Origin of the sequence: Bacteroides sp. (genome assembly GCA_036351255.1) — a bacterium.
GTDB lineage: Bacteria > Bacteroidota > Bacteroidia > Bacteroidales > UBA7960 > UBA7960.
The window spans coordinates 1-24,668 of record JAZBOS010000143.1; the positions used below are offsets into that span (position 1 = coordinate 1).

Below are 24,668 nucleotides of genomic sequence, written 5' to 3' on the forward strand. Positions count from 1 at the left end.
GCCTTCATTGACACGCCTGAGATCGACCGCATCACCGAATTCATTGGCTCGCAGCGGGCCTACCCGGATGCCTTCCACCTGCCCGAATATTTTGATGAAGATGGGGGGGATGCCGAACCCATTGACCCCTCGGAACGTGATGAATTGTTTGAGGAAGCCGCCCGTATCATCGTGGCCACACAGCAAGGTTCCACTTCGCTCCTGCAGCGAAAATTAAAACTAGGTTACAACCGGGCAGGACGCATCATCGACCAACTGGAAGCTGCCGGCATCGTTGGCGCATTCGAAGGAAGCAAGGCCAGGGAAGTAAAAATTAAAGATCCGATGGTTTTGGAACAGATTTTGCGAGGTGAATAGAAAAGAAAGAAATCATGAAAAAATATATCGCATCTGCCATCCTTGTTTTCCTGTTTCTCGTTCCTGGCTTTGGACAGTCGGAGCCTGACCGCGCTGCTGAGGTCAAGGGAACCGAAATGCTACAGCAGGCGAGTGCTAAGCTAAAGACCTACCGTAGCATGAAGATCCAGTTCACCTATGAAATGGGGCATGGTGAGCAGGTCATCGAAGCCATGAAAGGCGAGCTGATATCTCAGGGTGACCGTTACCGGATGGAAGTAGACGACAACCTTTTCATTTCTGACGGCATCAATACCTGGTCATACCTTGATGAAATGGAAGAGGTTTACGTAAACTTGCTGGAGAATAACGAAGGGGGCCTCACCCCTACTTCGATCCTGGAGGAATTTGAGACCCAGTTCAGGGCCAAGCATATCCGCCAGGAGAGCCACCAGGGAAAACAGGTGGAGATCATAGACCTGGTGCCCAAGACCCCGCAGGCATTTTTTAAGTTCAGGGTGGCCCTGGACCCCTCTACAAAAATGCTGGTTTACACCATCGCTTACGACCGCGAAGGAGGCACTTATACATACCGGATAGACCGCTTTGAGGGCAACCCGGAAGTGGCTGACAGTCTTTTCACCTTCAATGCTTCCGATTACCCCGATGCTGAGGTCATCGACTTGCGTTAATCGTCCAGATTTTCTTCGGTTTCTTCCTGATAAGGACGCAACACATTTTCGCGCCGGAATTCACGATGGCGGTATAAAATGAATTTGAGGTTTTCCCAGCCGTCATTCTCCGTTTGCAGCTTTTCGAACAGGAAGGGATTCTGAAAAGATTTGCCGTTCAGGTTTTCGATACACCTGGGGAATTGTTTTCCGTAAGTTGCCAGGGCATTAAAGAAGAAATAACCGGTATTTACCCCACGGAATGCGTCCACCGATGGCTCAGTGTTGAATTGCTGACGATAGCGGTATACGAAATCACGCACGTGCTGGTCGTGGTATTCCACGAAGTCGGGCGAGAAGATATGGACATTCAGGTTTTCCAGGTATTGGGGATCAATGGTTTGGTAGTCGCTCCACTGGGGCGTCCCGAAAAGGGTGATGTCATAATCTCCGGTAAACTCGTCAAGTTGGCGCAGGTAATTTGAAAGGAAAGCTTCTCCTCCAATCAGGGTGATAACAATGTTCTTTTTTTCTTTTTCAAAGACTTTTGTCAGGGCATCAATTCCACCGTCATTGAAAACGATTTCTTTGAACTCATGTGGTGTGATCTGACTGTGGCGCCTGCGGGTTCTTTGCTGCAGGAACAGGCTGTCGTTAACCACCAGTACGTTTGTTCTCCGGCGTCCTACCATGGCACCATTAAAGTAATAGCCATCGACTCTTGCCAGGCTAAGACTGTCTTCCAAACGCCTCATATCGTTAAATTCAATCCTCAGGGCATCCCTGAAGCCGCTGATCAGATCCCTTGCCTGCTGCTGATCATTGTGGACAAGGATGATATTTTCATCAGGATAAGCCCTTGCCAGATATCCTGCAAGGGAACTAAGCTGTGTCTCCATGGAAGGAGAGACCTGAAACAGGTTGGGGAAGCCCTGCAACTGAGAAGAATTGTCAAGAAGTGGTGAAACGACAGGAATGTCATGACGTAGGGCAAACGAAGTCACCTCTTTCAAGGCTTCAGGATAAAATGGCCCAATAATCAGGTCCATATCCTCAAAGCCCTGTTGCCGGGTCAGATTGGATACCTTCTCAACATCCATTCCGATATCTTGCACATGAAGTGTGATGTTATGGCCCAGTTTTTGAACGGAATCAAGGGCGATCAAAATTCCCTGATAATAATGAATAAAGGTGAAGGAGATATGGTCGGCGGGCAGGGTCGGTGAATACCCTTCGAACTGATCAAGAAAGAGGGGTATCAGCAAGGCGACATGATAGCGGGATTTCAATTCGGGGTCCAGGCAATATTCGTCAACAAAATGAGCTTGCTGTGGAATGGTGTCTCCTGGAAGAAAAAACAAGCCTTGCTCAGGAGTGGGTATTACACTTTTTTCTTCAATGGACTCTGCAGGGATTCGAATTTGATGGCCAGCAATTAGCCCAAGTTCCTTAATTCCAGGGTTGAGCCATTCAAGTTCTTCCTGTGAAATACCAAATTGTTTTGAGAGGCCAAATTTGGTATCGCCAGCTCCCACGGTGTAATAAAAGAACTCAACGGGCCGGGAAGTTTTCTGGGGAATTCTGATTACTTGCCTGAAACGAAGTCCGGTGCGGGCTTCAGGGTTGTATTGCAGGATATCTTCCTGGCTGACCCCATACTTGCGTGCGATGCCGTATAGGGTTTCGCGCCGGCCTACTTCATGTTCCACAAATTCCGTGAACTCCATGGTGGCACGCACCACACGGGGTTGCGCACCAAGACGCTGATCAGAAGGCGCTTTGGCGGAATCAGCAACAGGACTTGCCGCCGGGGTACTACTGTCAGCGGGGATACGAATCGTTTGGCCGCTCCGAACAACCTCTATCAGATCAGGTGTCTCGGGATTGGCCTCGGCAATGGCACGTGGGGTAACCTGATATGCTCTGGCAATGCTGAACAGGGTCTGCCCGGGCTCAATGGTATGAACGTAATATAATTTCCCATCAATGGTTTCCGTCACCGCTGACCGGGTTACCGGGGCTGGTTCGAATTGAGAAAAGGCATCCTGAACACCCAGCAACAGGGAAAAGACAACGAGTAAATATCCAGTATGTTTCACTACCAAAAATTTTGATTCATAGTCATTACGAAAAAGGAGGACAAAAATTGTAATTACTAATTGTTATTCCCATTCAATGGTTGCCGGAGGCTTGGAGCTGATGTCGTAAACGACTCGGTTCACGCCTTTCACCTTATTGATAATATCGTTGGATACCTTGGAAAGGAATTCATAGGGCAAATGGACCCAGTCGGCAGTCATCCCATCGGTAGATTCGACGGCTCGCAGGGCAACAACGTTCTCATAGGTTCTCTCATCGCCCATAACGCCCACCGAATGAACGGGAAGCAATACCGCCAGGGCTTGCCAGACCTTATTGTACAAGCCATTGTCGCGCAGAGCCTTGACGAAGATATGATCGACTTCCTGGAGCACCCTGACTTTTTCGGCAGTGACCTCACCGAGGATGCGTATCCCCAGGCCAGGCCCCGGGAAGGGGTGGCGCTGAAGCAAGGCAGGAGGAATACCCAGGGTGGTCCCTACCCTTCGCACTTCATCCTTAAAAAGCGCATTTAAAGGCTCTACCACTTTAAGTTTCATAAAGTCGGGCAGACCGCCCACATTATGGTGGGATTTAATGGTAGCTGAGGGGCCTTTCACAGAGACCGACTCAATGACATCGGGGTAAATGGTGCCTTGTGCAAGCCACTTGACATCCTGAATCTTATGAGCATCCTCATCAAAGACCTCAATGAAGACCCGCCCAATGGTTTTACGTTTCTCTTCAGGGTCCGACTTGCCTCTAAGGGCATCCAGAAAACGGTCACCGGCCCTGACCCCTTTTACATTCAGGCCCATATCGCGGTAAGAGTAGAGCACCTGCTCAAACTCATCCTTGCGCAACAGGCCATTATCCACAAAAATGCAATGCAGCTGCGTCCCAATGGCCTTGTGAAGCAATACACCGGCAACACTGGAATCGACACCACCAGAAAGGCCGAGCACCACCTTATCGTTGCCGATCTTTTCCTTCAAGGCATCTACTGTGCTGTGAATAAAGGATTCGGGAGTCCAGTTCTGGCTGCACCCGCAGATGTCGACTATAAAGTTGTAGAGGAGTTCCATTCCCTGGGTAGAATGGTAAACTTCAGGGTGAAATTGCAGTCCAAAGGTTGGCCTGTTGGCTGCTTTAAAGGCAGCCACTCCAACGTCATTGGTGCGCGCAATGATGCTGAAATCCCCTGGCAGGCGGGTGATGCTGTCGGCATGTGACATCCAGACCTGTGACTGCAACTCAATGCCGTGCAAAAGGAGTTCGTCATGTTCAACATAAGAAAGGTTCGCCCTTCCGTACTCCCTGGTGGAAGACGCTTCCACTTCTCCCCCATTCTCCTGGGCCAACAGCTGGGCGCCATAGCAAACTCCCAGCAAGGGAACTTTGCCATCAAAACGGGAAACCTCTATGCGTGGGGAGCCGGCATCGCGCACGCTATAGGGACTTCCTGAAAGGATTACCCCCTTTACATCAGAGAGGTCGTCGGGAACATGGTGGTAAGGATGAATTTCACAATACACATTCAATTCTCTTACGCGCCTGGCAATCAATTGAGTATATTGAGAGCCGAAATCGAGGATCAGGATCTTTTCTTGCATATGCAAAGATAATTAACTGAAATAATACTGCGACCTCAATCACTCATAATATGCGTTAATTCGGGGCATTTACTAATTTTGTGATAGTCACCCCAAAAAACCAGAATATGTCTGCTGCAGAAAAATACCTGGAATTCAAAAATAATTTGCCGGAAAATGTAAAACTGGTGGCGGTAAGCAAAACCAAACCGGAAGAAGATATCCTGGAGGTTTATAATGCCGGTCAGCGAATATTTGGAGAGAACAAAGTCCAGGAAATGCTTCCTAAATACGAAGCCCTTCCAAAAGACATTGAATGGCATCTGATAGGGCATCTTCAAACAAATAAGGCTAAATACGTTGCACCTTTTGTGGGTATGATTCATTCGGTTGACAGCATTAAACTATTGAAAGCAATTAACAAGGAAGCGAAAAAGAACAACAGAGTTATCCCTTGTTTATTACAGTTTCATATTGCTGAAGAAGAAACCAAATTTGGGTTAAGTCTGGAAGAGGCGGAGGAGATTCTGACCTCTGAAACATTTAGTGAATTAAAAAACATTAAGATCAGTGGGGTGATGGGAATGGCCACCTTTACAGATGACCAGGAAAAGGTACAGAGGGAGTTCAGGCATTTAAAGCAAATCTTTGAACACCTCAGAGAAGCATATTTTTCAGATGATTCAAAGTTCACCGAGATATCGATGGGGATGTCTGACGACTACCAGATAGCCATTGAAGAAGGAAGCACAATGGTCCGTGTGGGCAGTTCCATTTTTGGAAGCAGAAACGAATGACCGCTCTAAAAAGACCTAAATTGATTGGAAACGGGCAGAGACAATCATTAAAAACCTTACTTTTGGCAAAAATCAACAAATGATCATTATTGGGATTACCGGCACCCTGGGCGCTGGCAAAGGGACTGTGGTTGAATACCTGACCAGCTATTGTGGTTTTGTTCATTTCTCGGTGCGTGCTTTTATTACCAGGGAACTGGAGCGCAGAGGCATGCCAGTGAACCGGGATACCCTGACTGCCCTGGCCAACGAGATGCGCGCCAAGAACAGCCCATCCTACATTATTGAGGAACTATACGAAGCGGCAGCCCTGGAGGATAAGAATTGCATCATCGAAAGCATCCGCACGCCGGGAGAGGTTGCCGCCCTGAGAAGCAAACCTGATTTTTTCCTGCTGGCCGTTGATGCCGACCCCCGCATACGGTTCAACAGGGTCAGGAAACGCAACTCTGAAACAGATAAAGTCTCGTTCACAACTTTTATTAACAATGAGCAACGGGAGATGCATTCAGAGGACCCCAACAAGCAGAATCTTGCCGAATGTATCAGGCAGGCAGATTTTGTAATTGAAAACAACGGGAGCATGGAAGAGTTGCATGAAAAAACAGAAGAATTCCTGAAATTTATCACACACAGAAATCATTGATATCATGTCAGAGAAGCCTGATGTAATCAAATATATTCGTCCCAGCTGGGATGAGTACTTCATGGAGATCGCCCATACGGTGAGCAAACGGGCCACCTGTGACCGGGGACGCAGCGGATGTGTTATTGCCCGCGACCGCCAGATTCTGGTAACCGGATATGTGGGATCTCCCAAAGGCTTACCCCACTGTGATGATGTAGGGCACCAAATGAAAAAGGTGTTGCATGAAGATGGTCATCTGACCATGCACTGTGTCAGGACTGTACATGCAGAACAAAATGCCATCTGCCAGGCCGCCAGGTTAGGTATTAGCATTGACGGGGCAACACTTTATTGTCGCATGACCCCTTGCAGGGTCTGCGCCATGCTGATCATCAACTGTGGCATAAAAAGGGTGGTTTGCGAAAAAAAATACCACGCCGGCCAGGAGTCAGAACAAATGTTCGCAGAGGCAGGCGTGGAAATTTCCTATTTTACTGACGAGATCCTTAAATACGAGAATCAGTAAGTTATTGAAAGATCTTTACTTCGGTTTCACCGGTTGATTTTACGAAACCCCTGAACATTCCCGTGGTATTAAAAGGCATAGCCACGTTGCCTTCATGGTCAACGGCAATGATACCGCCATCACCCCCCTGCTCTTTTAGCTTGTCCAGGATAATATAATTGGCTGCTTCTTCGAGGGACTTCCCGAGATAAAGCATTTGTGCCGATACATCATAGGCCACCACATTCCGGATAAAATACTCACCATGGCCAGTTGCTGATATTGCACAACTCTGATTGTTGGCATAGGTACCTGCTCCAATGATCGGGCTGTCGCCAATGCGCCCAAAGCGTTTTCCGGTCATCCCGCCTGTAGAGGTAGCAGCAGAAAGATTCCCTTCCACATCGAGGGCTACCGCCCCAACGGTTCCCATCTTATAATCCGTTTCAACTGCTCCCCTGAACTGGGTATTATTCCTGAGATATTCCCTATACTGATCCCAGCGGCGCTGATCAAAAAAATAGGAAGGGTCAACAATTTCAAGCCCCTGCTCAAAAGCAAACTGTTCAGCTCCGCGACCCGTAAGCATAACGTGGGGTGAGTGCTCCATAACCTTTCGTGCTGCGGTAATCGGATTCTTGACATTGGTTATTCCGGCAACAGCTCCTGCCTGCAGCGTCCTGCCATCCATAATGGAAGCATCCAGTTCATTACGGCCTTCAAAATTAAAAACAGCACCCTTGCCAGCATTAAACAAGGGAGAGTCTTCCAGAACCATAATGGCAGCAACAACTGCATCCAGGCTGCCCCCCCCCTCTTTCAGGATGGCCTCTCCTGCCTCCAGTGCTTCGTTTAATTTAGCCAGGTAGGCCTCTTCCTGCACTACGCTCATGCGTTCACGCGAAATATTTCCAGAGCCACCATGAATCACAAGGGTATATCTGCCCTGCCCTTCAACATGAAAGGAAAATATTACAAGGATTGTGAAAACAACAACAGAAACCAGCTTTCTCATAATCACAGAGATTTATTCTTCATCCAGTTTTTCAAGGTATTCTTTATTGAGCTTTTCCAGGACATCCTGGGTAATATCATGCTGCTCCTTGGCATATAGAATTCCACCGCCCCTCGAAAACCCCAGGATATAGTCGTAACCGTGTTCTTCGTTATAGCGGGCAAGGAAGTCAGTGATTTTCTCAAGGAGTTCGTTATTCATTTCCACCTCTTTTTGCATGAGACGCGAAGAAAACGATTCATTTAACTGGTATAGTTCCTGCTGAACCTGCATCAATTCCTGTTCTTTTGCCTGTGCGAGGTCCATACTGATACTACCGGCCTGAATGTCACGCTGAAATTTCTCAACCTCTGACTGAAAATTCCGCTGCCTTCTGCTTAAATCATTCTCCAGTTTAACTTGTTCCTGGTCAAATTCTTCACGCATTTTTTTGGCCAGTTCATAATTGGTCATCAAACTATCAGAACTAATGAAGGCTATACTGGCAGTACCTTGCTGAATCTCTTCGGAAAGAGCGTTGACCTCTTCTTTTACTCCCTTGTTCCTTATTCCGGCAAAATAAAGGGCATACAAAACGATCAATCCCAAAAAAAGAACCAGATTGATTACAGTGGTATAACTAATTTTTCTTCCTGAAGGTTTCTTTTCCATCACAGGGGTTTCTTCCTGGTTCATGTTTTGATTTTCTGTTGTCATCTTTTCTCCTGAATTAAAAAGGCCTGCTCGAAAGTTATTCACAGGCCAGAAAGAATTTAATAATAAACAAATGAATTTATTAATTGCCCATTTCAGACATAAATCGGATGCGCATCAACCTGATTTCCTCTTCAGTATAATCATCCTCTCCAAGTTCCTGAAGAGCCAGCAGATAAGAATCAGTCTCCGCAGTCTTGAAATAGTCAAAGATCTCTTCCTGCTTGTCAATATCAATCACCTGGTTGATGTAATAACGGATATCGATCTTTGTTCCGGAAGCAACAATGCTTTCAATCTCATGGAGCAATTCATCAAATTCTATGCCCTTGGCAAGGGCGATATCTTCAAGCGATACTTTACGGTCAATGTTTTGGATAATATACACTTTAAGGCCTGACTTATTGACCACAGATTTCACAACCATATCCATAGGCCGTTCAATCTCATTCTCGTCCACATAACGGGAAATAAGGTCAACAAAGGGTTTTCCAAAGCGTTCGGCTTTTCCGGAGCCCACACCGGTAATCTGTTTCAGTTCATCCAGTTTCACCGGGTACTGAATAGCCATATCTTCAAGCGAAGGATCCTGAAAGATCACAAAGGGTGGCAAATTATTTTTTCGTGCGATTTCCTTCCTTAAGTCTTTAAGCAAGGCAAAAAGGACTTTATCGGTGGCACTGGTCTTTTGCCCCATTCCTGTCAACCCATCTCCTTCAGAAGGATTATCATAATCATGGTCCTTACTCATCTTCACCGAACGGGGCTTATCCAGAAATTCTTTTCCCGCCTTGGTTACTTTCAGGGTACCGTAATCTTCAATATCTTTTTCAAGCAGTCGCTCAACGAGACTCTGCCGCATGACTGCGTACCAGAATTTCTCATCATTATCGGCCCCTTTCCCAAACACCTCCAGTTGATGATGTTTGCAGTTCTTTATGGTTGTGCTTGCTTTTCCCATCAGAACGTTAATTACATGTTTTGGTTTGAAAAGTTGTTTAACAGCCAAAACGGCTTCTATCAGCAGGCAAATATATTCTTTTCCTTCAAACTTTTCTTTAGGATTTAAACAATTATCACAGGACCCACAATTCTCTTCATGAAAAACCTCGCCAAAATAATTAAGTAAGGTCTTCCGCCTGCATATTGAGGACTCTGCATAGGAGACAGTTTCCATTAATAGCTGCATCCCAATTTCCTGTTCTGCAACAGGTTTACCCTTCAGAAACTTTTCCAGTTTTTGAATATCCTCATAGGCATAAAAGGCAATGCAATTCCCTTCCCCTTCATCACGGCCCGCCCGGCCAGTTTCCTGGTAATAGGCCTCAAGGCTCTTGGGCATGTCGTAGTGAATCACATACCTTACATCAGGTTTATCAATTCCCATGCCAAAGGCAATGGTAGCCACAATGACTTCAGCATCTTCCATCAGGAATTTATCCTGGTTGGTTACCCTGACAGCTGAATCCAGTCCCGCATGATAAGGCATCGCCCGGATGCCATTTACCTGCAGTGTTTCGGCCAGTTCTTCAACCTTTTTGCGACTCAGACAATAAATAATCCCCGATTTGCCCTCCTGTGCCTTTACATACCTGATTATATCTTTAATGGAGCTTTCACTTTTTGGCCGGACCTCATAATATAGGTTAGGCCGGTTGAAGGAGGATTTAAACACCCTGGCATCAACCATATTCAGGTTTTTCTGAATATCTTGCTGGACCTTCGGCGTAGCTGTTGCAGTCAGGGCAATGACCGGCACACGCTTATCCAGGGCTTGGATTATGGGCCTCAGTCGCCGGTACTCCGGCCGGAAATCATGCCCCCACTCTGAAATACAATGAGCTTCATCGACAGCAAAAAACGAAATATCAATATCCTTCAGGAATTCGACATTCTCCTCTTTGGTAAGCGATTCAGGCGCCACATACAAAAGCTTGGTAAGACCATCTGTCAAGTCTTTCTTTACCTGTTGGATTTCTGCACGGGTCAGGGAAGAATTTAATACATGGGCAATCCCATTGTAAGAAGCAAAATTTCGGATTGCATCCACCTGGTTTTTCATGAGGGCTATGAGCGGCGAAACAATAATGGCAGTGCCTTTGCTGATAAGCGCTGGCAGCTGGTAGCACATTGATTTACCTCCCCCGGTTGGCATGATTACAAAGGCATCACGACCCGACATTAAATGCCGGATTATTTCTTCCTGATCGCCTTTAAAAGTATCGTATCCGAATATTTCCTTTAAAAGGTTCTTTAACGATACCTCACTTTTGACTTCCATGACGCCACAGACTAAAACATTAAGTAATTATTCAGTTTAAAATCAAAACCAAGGCTGCCGAAAACAACCGCACTAATTTTTACAGCCGCTTTAAGGTTTGCAAAAATTCACGTAGGTTTGTAGAGTAAATTTAGCACATTAAACGTTCAGTACAAAATTAATTTTCCAAAGCTTTACCGTGAAATCACTAGAAGAAATCAAGGATATTGCGCTGCAGACCATCGACACGGAATTACTTGCGATAAACAACCTCAAAAATTATATTGATAATGACTTTGCCCGCGGTGTGGAAAGTATCTTACATTGCAAGGGAAGAGTGGTTATCACGGGGATTGGCAAAAGTGCCATCATTGCCCAAAAGATCGTAGCCACCTTTAACTCCACCGGGACACCGGCCATTTTCATGCATGCAGCCGATGCCATTCATGGTGATCTGGGCATTGTCCAGCCCGATGATGTTGTCATGTGTTTAAGCAATAGTGGGAACACCCCTGAGATCAAGATCCTTATTCCCATGCTTCAGTCGCTCGGGGCCATGCTGATTGGAATGGTAGGCAATAATAACTCTTATCTGGCACAACAGGCTGACTTGATCATTAACACAACTGTGGAAAAGGAAGCCACCCCTGGCAATCCGGCTCCTACCGCAAGTACGACAGCCATGTTAGTCATGGGCGATGCATTGGCAGTAGCTTTGCTTCAATGCCGGGGATTTTCCACCAGCGATTTTGCCCGATACCATCCTGGTGGATCATTGGGCAAACAACTTTACATTAAGGTAAACAACCTGTTCCCTTCAAACGAAAAGCCCCGGGTGAACCTAGACACCCCCCTTCGTGAGGTGATCTTCGAAATCTCAGGAAAACGCCTCGGCGTCACTGCGGTGGTTGACGGTGAAAAACTGGTTGGAGTCATCACGGATGGCGACCTGCGGCGGATGCTTCAGCGAAATTCAGACCTTTCCAATGTGATGGCGCGCGATATCATGACCTCTAACCCTAAGACCATAACCGGAGAGACCCTTGCTGTAGATGCCCTGCAACTTATGCGCAAGCATAATATTACCCAATTGCTCGTCGTTGATGATAACATCTATAAAGGTGTCGTACATTTGCACGATATTCTAAACGAAGGGATAATATAAGTTTAAATCAATGAGTGATCTTGTAAAGGAATTTAATGATTACCGGCAGCGAATGAATGATAAAATCATGGACGCTGACAACCTGGTATTGAAAAGACTTTTTAATCTCGACACCAATACTTATTCAGATGGTGCAATTCCGGCAAAAACAAAGGAAATGATTGGGCTCGCTGCCTCCATGGTGTTGCGTTGCGACGATTGCGTTAAATATCACGTGGAAAAATGCCACGAACTTGGGGTAACCCATGAAGAAGTTTTTGAAGTTTTTTCCATTGCCAACATCATTGGTGGAACCATTGTGATTCCGCACCTTCGACGCGCTGTCGAATACTGGGAGGCCCTTCAGAAGAAATAGAATAACGCATTCATTTTTTAGTATTACAAATTCAATATTCAATTTCTATGAGGCTACACACCGATAACCTGGTAAAGAAATATAAAAAACGCGTAGTGGTGAATCATGTCTCTGTTGAAGTCAGCAGGGGTGAAATCGTTGGTTTGCTAGGGCCCAATGGTGCAGGCAAAACAACAACTTTTTACATGATGGTTGGCCTCATCAAACCTAACGAAGGAAGAATTTTTCTTGATGATCAAGAGATAACAGACGAGCCCATGTACCGAAGGGCAAAGAAAGGCATCGGGTATTTGGCGCAGGAAGCCAGCGTATTTCGGAATTTGAGCGTTGAGGACAACATTAAGGCTGTTCTCGAATTCACCAAAATGTCCAAGGCTGACCAAAAAATACGCCTGGAAAATCTCCTGGAGGAATTCGGTCTTCAGAACATCCGTAAAAGTAAGGGGATTACGCTTTCCGGAGGAGAACGCCGACGCACCGAAATTGCACGATCCCTTGCAGTTGACCCAAAATTTATCCTGCTCGATGAACCCTTTGCCGGGGTAGATCCCATTGCCGTGGAAGACATCCAGAATATAGTATCAAAACTTAAGGAAAAGAATATCGGGGTTTTGATTACTGACCATAATGTTCATGAAACCCTCTCCATTACCGATCGTGCTTATCTTCTTTTTGAAGGATCTATTCTAAAGGCAGGCACATCCGAAGAACTTGCTATGGACGAAGAAGTCAGGAAAGTATACCTGGGGACCAACTTCCAGTTAAGAAGATAATTTTTCTTTTCAGGACTTTTTTATCAGAAGCACCACTGCGTATGCTTTCAGGCCTTCTTCCCGGCCAGTAAAACCCATTCCTTCGTTAGTGGTTGCCTTGATTGAAACCAATCCTTCTTCCACTTCAAGGATTTCTGCCAGCACTTTCCGCATCTCAGGAATTAAACCGGCAATTTTTGGCTTTTCCAGGCATACGGTAGTATCCAAATTGCCTAAAGAAAACCCCTTCTCCTTTACCAATTGAAAAGTCTTTTGAAGCAGGATCTTACTGTCTATATCCTTAAAGGAAGGATCCTGATCAGGAAAATAAAATCCGATATCCCTTAATCCGGCTGCCCCCAGTAAGGCATCCATAATAGCGTGGATCAACACATCGGCATCCGAATGACCTATTCCACCTTTATGATAGGGGATTGTAATACCTCCAAGAACCAGCGGGCGACCAACTCCCAGGCGGTGAACATCATAGCCAAATCCAACGCGAAAATCCATATCCCTTTTTAAAAAAAGGTCAATGTTCTTCCGGAAAACCCAGGGAACATGACCCGATTAATTAAAAATCCCAGGTTGGGTTTTATTGCCCCTGCTGAAGAGCATCAAAGTCAAAGTGCAGGGTAAAACGCAATACATTCTCAAGTGGGCTGCGCTGTGCCAAAGGAACCAGATAAGCAAAATCCAATCCAAAGACATTGTATTTTAAACCTATCCCCAATGTGACATATTTCCTGTCACCCTTGGTTCTATGTTCGTGAAAATATCCGGCACGAATAGCAAATTGCTTGTCGTACCAGTACTCAGCCCCAGCCGAATAAGTCAATTCATTTATTTCTTCCTTGAATCCACCCGGCGCGTCTGTAAAGGACCCAAAAATACCTGCAACCACCGAACGATTCGGATCTTTCCCTGATGCAATTACATATTCCCCATCATCACCAATAACCAGTTGTCCGGTGTCATCACGCTCATAAATGGGCGGCGTAGGGACAAGCAATTTATTTATATCCACCATCAGACTTAACTGATTGTAATCATCCAGGATAAAAGTCAGCGAAGGTCCCATACGAAGGTTGATTGGTATGAAATTGGCATTGATCTCATCAGAATACGAGATCCTGTTTCCAATATTGGAAATGTTAAGTCCGGCAGAAAGAATAGAAGGTGTCCGGCCGAGATCCAATTCCCGCGTATAAAAAGCAGAGACGTCAGCCGCCAGGGCCCAACCTGGTTTCGTTTCAATACTCCCCACAAATTGGCCCTGAGTCAGGTTGCTGTATATGAATCGAGTTGCAATTGCACCAGAGATGTGTTCACCGAGTTTTCGGGCATAAGCAACATCAATGGAAAATTCATTGGGTTTAACGGGGAACAGAAACTCCCCTGCCTCATCTGTAAAATTGATCTCTCCAAGAGAAAAATAAGTCAGAGAAAAGGCCAGGGTTTGCAAATCATCCAAACGCTTAAAACCACTGAGGTAGGAGAGGTTAATGTCAGGCACCAGGGCACGCAGCCAGGGTGTATAATTCATGGCAAACCCCATATCCTGTTCAATGAAAGCATACTTGGCCGGATTCCAGTGCATCGAATTGGCATCGGGCGAAGAGGATACCCCAGCATCACCCATAGCTCCCGCACGCGAATCAGGTGCAATCATTAAAAAAGGTACCGCAGTCGTAATGGTATTCAACCGCTGACCCAATACGTCGGTGTATTCCTGTGCAAAAAGTCCATAAGGAGAAACCAACACCACCAAAACAAGCAATACCTTATTTATCTTATTCTTCATGTGAAATTTGTTATTTATACCATTCATTGAGGCTTGTTGACCCTTTTTTTCTAAGATTTTAAGCCTGCATTGCTAACAATTTGTCCCGTATTCAGGGAAAACCAAAAAAATTGCAAACAACTGAATAAATTCTTCGCTTTGAAAAAGAACGTGCTTTTTTCGGAATGCAAATATAACGAATTAAAGCCTTCCATATTGCAATGAATTGTGAATCCCTGCCTTTTGTCATGTGTCTCCCATTTCTATCTTTCACCGTAATACGACAAGCTTTTGGGTCATGGTGGAAACGTTTCCATCAGGTGTCTGCAAAATCAGCCTGTAAAGGTAAATGCCATTCCCGATAGTCCTTCCTTCCTGATCTTTTCCGTCCCAGGGAATGGGAGGCGATTGATAACTGGGGGAGTTTACAGTCGTCTCAATGGTTTGCATGAGCTTGCCACTGAGGTCAAATATCTCAATAGTTACATCGAGTTCTGAAAAGGGCTGGTTATGGGTAAACTTAAATTGGGTAAAATCCCTGAAGGGATTGGGGTAATTCATCAAATTCTCCAGGGCCAGTGCTGCAGTCCGGCTGACAATGAATTCAATGGAAACCGTAGAGGGGTTATTATGAACGTCCCATGCCCTGAGCGAAAGGGTATGGCGTCCTTCCGGCAAACCATTGAAGGGATAAATCACCCTGCCTCGCTGAAAATCATCCAAATCAGCCTCGAAAAAGTTATTTAAAACCACCGGGCTTGAAGTCTCCTCGTTTAGAATCGCAACAATATCATGCCCTATTCTTCCGGTAATGTTTATTCCGCTTTCATCAAACAAGAGCGCCAGTAATAAGGGATTCTGATTGGTCGTTTCACCCGACACGAAAGTGGTATCGTTCAGAAACAATCTGATATCGGGGCCTTCCTGATCTGGATCATAATTGACCAGGCTGCCCCCAATGATAAAATCTTCGAAAAAACCATTGCCATCCTTTTCCCCATTATCAAGATAATAACTGATCCTCCCACTTCCAAAATTATACGCAATATCTTGAGGGACAATGAATGAGAAGCTGAACTGACCATCTGTCACCCTGGCTTTTCCTTTGTATAGCAAAGCATTCCGAATATTAAAATCCAGTTGTTGGCTATCGGAATCCTGACCCAGCGTGGTGTAATTCATTTTTTTATCATACACGCTGGGAAAAACCACACCGTTATATCCCGGAACCGGATTCCCTGTCTCATCCGCAATGTAGCCACTCACGGTCACCTGCTGAAAGGCCTTGATTGTATCTGCCACACTTTCGGTCACAACCTGATATTGGGGATACGCCATTTGCATGGATGGGTCGCCAAGCAATACAAAATTACGGATACGCCAATGTTCCAGTTGTCCGCTGCTATTCACTTTTGAAAGCCTGATCAGATCCCCAAGCCGGTAATACTTCCCTTGTGGATCCAGTTCAAAAGCAACATTCATAAAGTTGCGGTTCAAGGTCAGGTTGGGACCCGACCATGCCAGGCGAGTGGTGGTAAACAATGCGGCTGCACCACCATCAGGCTTCATAAAAATCCTTACCCCTGCCGTGACATCATCAGGATCGGGGTGATCAAAGCTTGAAAATTCACAGGTAGCCGTCATAAATACCGGCATATTGTAATAATTGTTCCAGGTGGCAATGTCTTCAAAGGTCACGATGCGTTCATGGGCCAGGCCCATGATTCCACCGTGACCAATGTAATTGATAAGTAAAGCACCCTGATTCACCCGCTCATTAATGGCCTGGTTCACATCCGGATATCTTGCTCCTCCGGCCAGGGTAACCTGCTGATAAGCATCAAGGTAAATCTTGTCAACATTAAAAAGGGGAAATTGATCTTCCATAATCCCGGCCAGGGTTTCCGAGTCCCTGATATGCGTATTGTTATCCTGATCATCCGCAATCAAAACCACCAGATTTCTCCAGTCAGCGTAGTTGGAAACCACCCCAATATTTTGCATGTTGTCTTGTTCCGGATCCATACCAGGAATGCGCTGATCGTACCTGATGATCTTATCCACCACAGTTTTTGCCTCCTCAAGGGTTCTTACCGGCAAACGCCCGATGCCGATATCCAGACTTCCATTGGCATCCTGCCCTTCCGAATCATCAAGCAATCCATAAAAATCATCAGTCATATACGACCGGTCAGGCTGCAGTGAGTTCTCGCTCTGAAAGGTGGGTATGGGGTTACCGCCGAATCCCTGCAAATCCCGGTTGTCAATGGTTCCGTTTCCAAACAATAACAGGTACCGTGGAATTTGGGCTTCCGTTTCCCCCCGGTCATAAAACATCTTGACAAAATTCCTTATGGCCCCAATGTCAGCAGTCCCCGAAGAAAATTCATTGTAAACATGGTCAGTGGTAACCACCGAAACGCTCAAACCGTCATGCTCGCTGCGAAAGTCTGCAAGTCGTTGTGCCTCCCCTTTCAAAAATTCCGGCACAATGATGATCATGTCAGAAGCCTGCATGGCATGCAAATTCTGATTTTCAACATGTCCTTTGAGCACGGGACGCTTAAAAGAGGTCCCATCAAAGGCAATAAATTCCCGCAAAACGCTTGCCGTTTGCCTGAATTGCAGGGTGTTCCCACTCAACCCAGTCTGCTGCTCCCTGATTTCGAATGGATCGGTGACATCCCAAACCTTCAGCTGGTTGGTTGAGTTACCCAAATTGTATTGTGCAATATGGCCCTCGCCCATCACGTGCACATTTCTAAACGCCATCTGGGGGCCGGTGAACTGCAATAGGCGAGTCACATTTAATGCAAGGTAATTTAACCAGCCCCTTGATCCTGCAACAGGCCGGTTATATGTCAAGGTAACCTTTATCTGATCGCCCTGTACGGGGTTAAACCACATGGAATCAACCGAAATATTAGCATGGGGTCCATTGTAGTTTGCCAGAAAGATCCTGTTCACCCCTTGGGTCATCTGGCCGTTTCCCGCCTTGGCCAAAAATGAACTGTTCTCTGTAGACCGCGCAGCAACGTATGATTTTAGCCTTGCAGGCTCATTCAATACCAGCCCAGGAAAGTCAAAGGTGAATTCCCTGATCAGCGTGGCATCAAACACCTCACCAAACCATACCCGGCCGCTTCCAATCAGGTTATCCAGTTCTCGTTCATGATAGGCATAATCCTGGAAAGTGCTTACCGTATGGGTGGCCGTTTCAGGCAAACTGCTCTGTGAGGCAATCCTTTTTCCCACTCCCTTGTCAGTGGTCAGGAAATAACAGTTCTCAGTCGAATACAAATGCAACTGATGATTAAATACTTTTTCAACAGGATCAAAAGTCCATTGATTGGGCGATTCATTGTAATAAAGAATGTAATCGTTCTGGCCAAACGTACCGCTCTGACTTCCTGAAACAAAGATGGCCAACTCTTTCAGGTCATCGATACGGGGAGTACTGTTATCCTCGGGAAGCATCCCCCCCCCGTGACCAAAGATCCTGATATTTGATTTTTGAAGCCCCCCCATGGCCACCCCCAGGGAAGCCAAATCATCATAAGTCAGCTGATAGACTCCGGTTTCACTCCCGCAAATTTTATACCAAGTCCCACTTGAAAGCACCGAATTCGAAACATATTCCTGAACCGGTTCATAGGAAATTGCGGCATCATAAATAGTCTCTTCCTTAAGGATAAACGAGACTAGTTTTTCAAAACCTCCTGTGGAGGGATTCTTGCGGATTGGGAAAAAAGAAACCACCGAAAATGCTTCCTTTCGAACCTGCTGTTGCCCCTGAAACAACTCAATGTCAGAAAATGGGAAACCAGCTTCTTCCAGAATACGCCTTTCCTCCATGCTTACCGGTACAAACGCTTCCTGCTGCAAATTGAATTCCACCCTAAAATGAGGTACCGTATTCTTCACCCGGTATGTAAACATAGGAATGTTGTCCAGCGAATCGCCATAAACGGCACCGGAAAACTTAACCAGGTCAATAAAATACTCAGGAGCAGGCTGGATTCTCTCGGGGCTCTGCCAGTCCAGCCGGAATTCCCGGGCGTTATTCTGCCCGAAAAGAAAAACAGGGAAGGTCAGGAGAACCAGAAAAAAGCTGCAAATTTTAATCATCTCTCTATCGGGTTACTGGGCTTTGTGCATTAACAGCGGCTATTTCCCAGCGGATTGCTCATTAACTTTATAAGCCCGAATATATAACAGGAAGCAAAGGTACTTGTTTAAAACGTTTTTTTCTGACCAATATTTTCTGCGGTGTTTTTTCAATGAACATGCCAAATTCAGGCATTTAGACACTAGTAAATATTCGTTACATCGATGAATTTAATAACCTTCGTAACAATCGGCAATTTTCCACGTTAAAGTAAAAGTGGAATAAGCCATCCCTTCTAAATGAAAGATGTAAAGATTCGTTTGGTTTTCATTGCTTTTTCAATGACCTACCCTGTTTATTTATCAGGGCAGGATGCCATTTTCTCTCAGCATTTTTCTACCCCCACCTATTTAAACCCGGCTTTTGCAGGCACTTTTGAATGCAGCCGGTTGGTCTTCAATTACCGCAACCAGCCTTATCCCGACTTCGGAACTTTCTCTACTTTTAATTTCTCTTACGACCAACCCGTTGAGGCTCTCAGGGGCGGCCTGGGAATTCTGGCAACAAGCGACCATCAGGGCGGCCTGATCATGCGTAACAACATCAGCGCCATCTACAGCCTCCATCTTCAGCTCAGACGCGATCTGCATCTGAATTTTGGGGCACAGGCTGGATACTTGAGAAAGGACCTGAACTGGAACAACCTGGTTTTCCCCGACCAGTTCGATCCTTCCACCGGAGAAACGCTACCCATTACTGAAACCCCTCCCGATCAAACCTGGCGACACGCTGCCGACTTTGCTGCAGGCATACTATTATATAATGAGCGGTTTTATGGCGGAGCTGCCATTCATCATTTAACCCGGCCGGAAGAAAGCCTCTTTGGCAACCACCCCCTCCCATTGAAGATCACTGCCCATCTGGGTTTTCACATCCCCCTGGCCCAAACCGGGCCAGCTTACATGAGAGAGGAAACGTTCTTCATTTCGCCTAACATTATCTTTCAGCATCAGGCCCCTTTCAACAGAATCAACTATGGTTTTTATGCTGGAATCTCAAAAATAGTGGCTGGCATTTGGATAAGACAGGATTTCAGCCTCCCAGAAACCCTGATTTTTATGTTGGGCCTCAACCAGGGGAAATACCGGGTAGCCTATAGCTACGATCATTCATTGTCGGGTTTTTCAGGAATTTTTCACGGCGCGCACGAAATAAGTGTTTTACTGAATTTACGTTGCAAGCCCAAAAACATGCGCTATCGCATACTAAACTGTCCGAGTTTTTAGTTATTTTTGTACACATTCAAAAAACACCTCTATGTCAAGGAATCCCAAAAGTCTGATTGCAGTTTCTGTGGCCATTTTGGCATCTGCATTCCTTTTTTCTTGTAAAAAGCAATCCTCCCCCACAACTGGATGGCTTTATAACGATTCTCAAACTGGCGGCTTTGAAGTCGCCGCTACCCAGGAACAGGAAACCGGACCTGGTCTGGTCTTTATAGAAGGAGGTACCTTCGTGATGGGACGCACCGAACAGGATGTCATGTTCGACTGGAATAACATCCCCCGCAGGGTGACTGTTTCTTCTTTCTATATGGATGAGACAGAAGTACGAAACCTCGATTACCTCGAATATCTCTATTGGATCGACCGGGTTTTTGGAGAAACTTATCCCGAGGTGTATCGCAAAGCCCTGCCAGATACCCTTGTCTGGCGCGATCCTCTGGCATACAACGAGCCTTTCGTCCAGAACTATTTGCGCCATCCTGCCTACAACGATTATCCGGTCGTCGGAGTCAGCTGGGTTCAGGCCTCTGAATACGCATCCTGGCGTACCGACAGGGTCAATGAAATGATCCTGATTCGCGAAGGCATCCTCGACTGGGATCCGGATCAAAGAAATGAAAATAACTTCAACACGGAAGCCTATCTTGCTGGCCAGTATGAAGGTCTGGTAAGGAATAGCATGCGCGATCTTGACCCCAGAGGCACTGGCGAACGTCAGGTGCGCTGGACCGATGGCATCCTGCTCCCCTCCTACCGCCTGCCCTCTGAAGCAGAATGGGAGTTTGCAGCCCTCGGACTTATCGGCAACACCGTTTATGAGCGCGTGGTGGAACGCCGTCTCTATCCCTGGAGCGGACACAACGTTAGAAGCAGTGAAAGAAAAACCATGGGGATTTTCCTTTCCAATATTCAGCGTGGCCGTGGTGACTATATGGGTGTGGCAGGAAACCTGAATGATGGTGGTGAAGCTACCGTTCCCGTCTTCGCCTATTGGCCCAACGATTATGGCCTCTATAACATGGCAGGAAACGTCAGCGAATGGGTTTTGGATGTGTACAGGCCCCTCTCTCACGAAGATGTTTCTGATTTCCGCCCTTATCGCGGTAACGTCTTCCAAACCTATGAACTGGATGCTGAAGGCAACCCGGTTCCGAAGGATGAATTTGGTAGACTTATCAGCCGCGATGTTACGGTGGAGGAAAATGTCACCCGCCGCAATTACCGCTATGCCGACAACATTGGATATCGTGACGGCGACCTGATGTCAAGCATTTACTTTGCCGATGAAGATGGTGAAGACCCCGATAAGATCATGTACGAATACAGCGTATCAAGTCTGATCAATGACGAAGCCCGTGTTTATAAAGGTGGTAGCTGGAAAGATCGTGTGTACTGGATCGTTCCTGGCAATCGCCGCTTCCTCGATCAGAATGAAGCGACCAACGACATTGGTTTCCGCTGTGCAATGATCCGGGTTGGCAGCCCCGTAGGATATTAATTAGGGATTCAATATTTTTGCAACCCCATTCGCAGATGCGGATGGGGTTTTTTATTTAATTTAGCGGCAATGGAAAAAGAACTGCTAAAAAAGCTGGATCAACTGGTATCAAGTGGTCATACCATATGCACTGACAGCAGGCTTGCTGAATCCGGAGCCATTTTTTTTGCCCTGAAGGGGCCTTCCTTCAACGGAAATAAATTTGCCCTCCAAGCCCTTGAAAAAGGGTGTATTGCCGCCGTGGTCGACGAGAAAATTACTCCTCAGGATGAACGGATCTTTGAAACCATTGATGTTCAAGACACCCTTCAACAACTCAGTCTGTTCCACCGTAAGCAGTTTCACATTCCTGTGCTTGGCATTACAGGTTCTAACGGAAAGACCACTACCAAAGAACTGGTCCATGCAGTTCTGGCCACCACATTTCACACCCTTGCCACCAAGGGAAACCTGAATAACCATATTGGAGTTCCCCTGACTTTGCTTGACTTAAATCAAGCCCATGAGATCGCCATTATCGAAATGGGGGCAAACCACATGGGTGAGATTGGGGAACTGTCCGCACTGGCCCTGCCCGATTATGGGATCATCACTAATATCGGCAAAGCCCACCTGGAAGGATTCGGCAGCCTGGAGAACATTGTAAAAACGAAAACTGAATTGTATCGCAGCGTGATGAGCCGCAATGGGACCCTTTTTATCAATGGCGACAACCCTGGGCTTATGAAAGAAGCTGGCGATGCTGTCAAAGTCTTGTATGGCAGGAGCCCGGAACAACATTGTTCCGGAATGATTACCGAAGAAAGCCCCTTCCTCAGTGTTGCGTTTCAGGCAAACAAGGCGCTGGGAAAGACTGCTGAAGGCATTTCAGGGACCATCCACACGCGCTTGGTCGGAGCCTACAATTTTGAAAACATAATGGCAGCCATTGCCATTGGCCTGTTTTTCGGCGTAAGTCCTGAAAACATCATCCGAGCCATTGAAGGCTACGTCCCATCCAACAGTCGCTCGCAATGGATCGACAACGGAAGGAATGTCATCCTCCTGGATGCATACAACGCAAATCCTACCAGTATGGCTGCTGCCCTCGAAAATTTTTCAGGATTCGGGAAAACTCCCAAAGCAGTGATACTGGGCGATATGCTTGAACTGGGCGATGTAAGCCAGCAAGAACACAGTCATATCATCAGGACCCTTGAAGCAATGAACTTTGAACGCATCATCCTGGTAGGTCCCGAATTTAAGGCCATAGCCAAACCCTCTGATCACCAGTTGGTCTTCAGCAATGTTTCTGAGGCATGCCTTTGGCTATCGAACAACCAGCTAAGGGGATACCATATCCTTGTAAAGGGATCGCGAGGCATTCAAATGGAAAAGGTTCTGGAAGCCCTATAAGGGAATTCCTGAAGGTTTTATTTTTTGCAGTTTTAAACTCCTCGCCTGAAAAAGATTTGTGCTTGAAAATGCCAGCCCGAAAACTTTTGCTTGTGCTTTTATTTCTTTATTTTTGCCGCCACAATCGGCCATTTAAAACCACTTTCAATCTTAGCTTCAAACCTGAATCCCATTAAGGCCATGTATCTCAACAGCGGATAAGAAGTTTCAGCATTTCTTCTGAAAACAAACCTTGTTAAAACCACCAAATTTCTTTTCTATGAATACTTATCTGCTGATAGTCATTGCCTATTTTACCCTTATTACCCTGATTTCTTTATTAACAAAAAAAGTAGCCAGCCGTTCCGCGGCCGATTATCTCGTAGCCGGCCGCAATTTAGGTATTGTGGCCTGTGCCGTTGTCGTTGCATCCGAGTGGCTTGGGGGCATGAGCACCATTGGGGTCAGCGAAAAAGCCTTTACCTCAGGAACCCTGCAACCCATCCTCTATAACATCTCCACCGCCATTGGAATGATAATCATTGGCTTTACCGTGGCACGCCACTACCGCGATAACAATGTGCATACGGTAAGCGAGATGCTGGAAAACCTGTTCGGGAAACGCGCCCGCGCCATTTCGGCAATCGCCTTTTTGTTTGCCTACATCATCCTGGCCTTTGTCCAGTTACAAACTGCCTCCAGCGTAATATCCGCCATGTTCGGAACCCCCTGGCTGCAATCGGTGATCATTTCTTCGGTGGTCATCACCATTTACACCTACGTTGGTGGGATGCACGCCCTTGCCATTACGGGAATTATCCATGTTTTGGTTATGTTTTTGGGAATTGGCACCGCTGCCTTCCTGGGCATCCACCAGGTGGGAGGCTTGGATGCCCTGAAGGATGCCATGATCGCCCAGGGGTCACCAACCAACTTGTATAATCCCTTCAGCGGTGGATTGAGCTATGCCTGGAGCCTTATCCTGGGCGGCGTCCTGGGTGGGATGGCAGGGCAGGCAAGCATCCAGCCCATCTTTGCTGCCCGCACCGCTGCCATTGCTAAAAAATCTGCTATCCTCTCCGCTTTTATCATTGCTCCCTTCGGAATTCTTGTGGCCTTGCTCGGGCTGGTAGCCAAAACCGGCAATTTCTTCAGCCTCCAGGGCGCTGACAGCCCCCTTTGGGACAATGCCCTCCAGGTGATCAATCCCAAAATGGTGCTGCCCACCCTGATGGTAACCCCCGAATTCATTCATCCCATCCTGGGAGGCATTGCCCTTGCGGGCATCCTGGCCGCCATTCTTTCGACGGTAGGGCCTGTCAACTTTGCTGTAGTCACCATTGCCACCAAGGACATTTATCACGGAATCATCAACAAAACCGCACCCGACCAGAAGCTCATCTCTACGGCACGCAAACTGGTGATCCTCGTCAACCTCTTTACTATTCCCCTGGCCTATTACGGCTCTGGCGCCATCCTTGATACGGCATATATTTCCTATGGCATCCGGGCTATCGGGGCCATCGTCATTGTAATGGGCATTTACAGCCGCGGCTGGATAAAGATTGAAGGGGTTCGCCTGGCTTTCCTGGGTGGCACAATCGCCGTGCTGATCAACATCGTCCTTCGCAGAATGGGAGTCCTCAGCATAGAAGACACTTACGTGGCCATTGGCGCAGCCATATTATTTATCATCATCGGCAACCTGACAGGAAAAAAGGCGCCGCGTAAACTGCCCTCCCTCAAGGATGAAGACAAACCTCAGGTATAG

At 46.6% G+C, this 24,668-nt stretch carries 20 protein-coding genes; 12 read left to right on the forward strand and 8 right to left on the reverse strand.

From position 1 onward, the window contains the following. Both V2I46_13895 and V2I46_13900 read left to right on the forward strand, forming a co-directional pair. A partial coding sequence (locus V2I46_13895; protein ID MEE4178592.1) for a DNA translocase FtsK occupies positions 1-357 on the forward strand: 357 nt, incomplete at its 5' end. Between the two features lie 14 nt (positions 358-371). Next, positions 372-1,028 (forward strand): outer membrane lipoprotein carrier protein LolA, encoded by a 657-nt coding sequence (locus V2I46_13900; protein ID MEE4178593.1) that lies wholly within the window; start codon positions 372-374, stop codon positions 1,026-1,028. Here the strand turns inward: V2I46_13900 and V2I46_13905 are convergent. Together V2I46_13905 and guaA are read right to left on the reverse strand one after the other, a co-directional pair. Continuing rightward, positions 1,025-3,106 carry a LysM peptidoglycan-binding domain-containing protein gene (locus V2I46_13905; protein MEE4178594.1) on the reverse strand — a complete coding sequence of 694 codons (2,082 nt, stop codon included), beginning with the start codon at positions 3,104-3,106 and terminating at the stop codon, positions 1,025-1,027. The genes V2I46_13900 and V2I46_13905 overlap by 4 nt on opposite strands. Positions 3,107-3,169: 63 nt before the next feature. Then, positions 3,170-4,699, reverse strand: coding sequence for a glutamine-hydrolyzing GMP synthase (gene guaA, locus V2I46_13910; protein MEE4178595.1), 1,530 nt, complete (start codon positions 4,697-4,699; stop codon positions 3,170-3,172). A gap of 107 nt (positions 4,700-4,806) precedes the next feature. On the opposite strand from guaA, the gene V2I46_13915 reads away from it, so the two are divergent. The 3 genes from V2I46_13915 to V2I46_13925 all read left to right on the forward strand — a co-directional run bounded on the left by V2I46_13915 (position 4,807) and on the right by V2I46_13925 (position 6,629). Beyond that, positions 4,807-5,475: a YggS family pyridoxal phosphate-dependent enzyme gene (locus V2I46_13915; GenBank protein ID MEE4178596.1), complete on the forward strand. Its 669-nt coding sequence runs from the start codon at positions 4,807-4,809 to the stop codon at positions 5,473-5,475. A 79-nt stretch (positions 5,476-5,554) separates the two neighbouring features. Next, positions 5,555-6,121 (forward strand): AAA family ATPase, encoded by a 567-nt coding sequence (locus tag V2I46_13920; GenBank protein MEE4178597.1) that lies wholly within the window; start codon positions 5,555-5,557, stop codon positions 6,119-6,121. Positions 6,122-6,125: 4 nt separating this feature from the next. Continuing rightward, positions 6,126-6,629, forward strand: a complete 504-nt coding sequence (locus V2I46_13925; protein ID MEE4178598.1) for a cytidine/deoxycytidylate deaminase family protein — start codon at positions 6,126-6,128, stop codon at positions 6,627-6,629. A gap of 1 nt (position 6,630) precedes the next feature. On the opposite strand, the gene V2I46_13930 is transcribed toward V2I46_13925, so the two are convergent. The 3 genes from V2I46_13930 to recQ all read right to left on the reverse strand — a co-directional run bounded on the left by V2I46_13930 (position 6,631) and on the right by recQ (position 10,597). Then, positions 6,631-7,623 carry an isoaspartyl peptidase/L-asparaginase gene (locus tag V2I46_13930; GenBank protein MEE4178599.1) on the reverse strand — a complete coding sequence of 331 codons (993 nt, stop codon included), beginning with the start codon at positions 7,621-7,623 and terminating at the stop codon, positions 6,631-6,633. 12 nt (positions 7,624-7,635) lie between these two features. Next, the gene (locus V2I46_13935; GenBank protein MEE4178600.1) at positions 7,636-8,319 is read right to left on the reverse strand and encodes an OmpH family outer membrane protein; all 684 of its coding nucleotides are present in this window, start codon (positions 8,317-8,319) and stop codon (positions 7,636-7,638) included. A gap of 79 nt (positions 8,320-8,398) precedes the next feature. Next, positions 8,399-10,597 (reverse strand): DNA helicase RecQ, encoded by a 2,199-nt coding sequence (recQ, locus tag V2I46_13940; GenBank protein MEE4178601.1) that lies wholly within the window; start codon positions 10,595-10,597, stop codon positions 8,399-8,401. A 178-nt stretch (positions 10,598-10,775) separates the two neighbouring features. Here recQ and V2I46_13945 point away from each other — a divergent pair, with 178 nt between their 5' ends. From V2I46_13945 to lptB, 3 genes are read left to right on the forward strand one after another with little or no spacing between them, the layout of a single operon-like run. Continuing rightward, a complete protein-coding gene (locus tag V2I46_13945; protein MEE4178602.1) occupies positions 10,776-11,741 on the forward strand; it encodes a KpsF/GutQ family sugar-phosphate isomerase in 966 nt (321 codons plus the stop codon). 10 nt (positions 11,742-11,751) lie between these two features. Then, positions 11,752-12,096 carry a carboxymuconolactone decarboxylase family protein gene (locus V2I46_13950; protein ID MEE4178603.1) on the forward strand — a complete coding sequence of 115 codons (345 nt, stop codon included), beginning with the start codon at positions 11,752-11,754 and terminating at the stop codon, positions 12,094-12,096. A gap of 47 nt (positions 12,097-12,143) precedes the next feature. After that, the gene (lptB, locus tag V2I46_13955; GenBank protein MEE4178604.1) at positions 12,144-12,869 is read left to right on the forward strand and encodes an LPS export ABC transporter ATP-binding protein; all 726 of its coding nucleotides are present in this window, start codon (positions 12,144-12,146) and stop codon (positions 12,867-12,869) included. Positions 12,870-12,878: 9 nt separating this feature from the next. Here the strand turns inward: lptB and ispF are convergent, their stop codons facing one another. The 3 genes from ispF to porU form a co-directional block, all read right to left on the reverse strand. Further along, positions 12,879-13,361: a 2-C-methyl-D-erythritol 2,4-cyclodiphosphate synthase gene (gene ispF / locus V2I46_13960; GenBank protein ID MEE4178605.1), complete on the reverse strand. Its 483-nt coding sequence runs from the start codon at positions 13,359-13,361 to the stop codon at positions 12,879-12,881. A gap of 82 nt (positions 13,362-13,443) precedes the next feature. Continuing rightward, a complete protein-coding gene (gene porV, locus V2I46_13965; GenBank protein ID MEE4178606.1) occupies positions 13,444-14,652 on the reverse strand; it encodes a type IX secretion system outer membrane channel protein PorV in 1,209 nt (402 codons plus the stop codon). A gap of 249 nt (positions 14,653-14,901) precedes the next feature. Next, positions 14,902-18,759 (reverse strand): type IX secretion system sortase PorU, encoded by a 3,858-nt coding sequence (gene porU, locus V2I46_13970; protein ID MEE4178607.1) that lies wholly within the window; start codon positions 18,757-18,759, stop codon positions 14,902-14,904. Between the two features lie 279 nt (positions 18,760-19,038). On the opposite strand from porU, the gene V2I46_13975 reads away from it, so the two are divergent. The 4 genes from V2I46_13975 to V2I46_13990 all read left to right on the forward strand — a co-directional run bounded on the left by V2I46_13975 (position 19,039) and on the right by V2I46_13990 (position 24,668). Then, the gene (locus tag V2I46_13975) at positions 19,039-20,025 is read left to right on the forward strand and encodes a PorP/SprF family type IX secretion system membrane protein (protein ID MEE4178608.1); all 987 of its coding nucleotides are present in this window, start codon (positions 19,039-19,041) and stop codon (positions 20,023-20,025) included. Between the two features lie 31 nt (positions 20,026-20,056). Beyond that, positions 20,057-21,523: an SUMF1/EgtB/PvdO family nonheme iron enzyme gene (locus V2I46_13980; protein ID MEE4178609.1), complete on the forward strand. Its 1,467-nt coding sequence runs from the start codon at positions 20,057-20,059 to the stop codon at positions 21,521-21,523. Positions 21,524-21,592: 69 nt separating this feature from the next. Continuing rightward, entirely contained in the window at positions 21,593-22,918 is a 1,326-nt protein-coding gene (gene murF, locus V2I46_13985) for a UDP-N-acetylmuramoyl-tripeptide--D-alanyl-D-alanine ligase (GenBank protein MEE4178610.1), read from the forward strand. A 259-nt stretch (positions 22,919-23,177) separates the two neighbouring features. Beyond that, a complete protein-coding gene (locus tag V2I46_13990; GenBank protein ID MEE4178611.1) occupies positions 23,178-24,668 on the forward strand; it encodes a sodium:solute symporter family protein in 1,491 nt (496 codons plus the stop codon).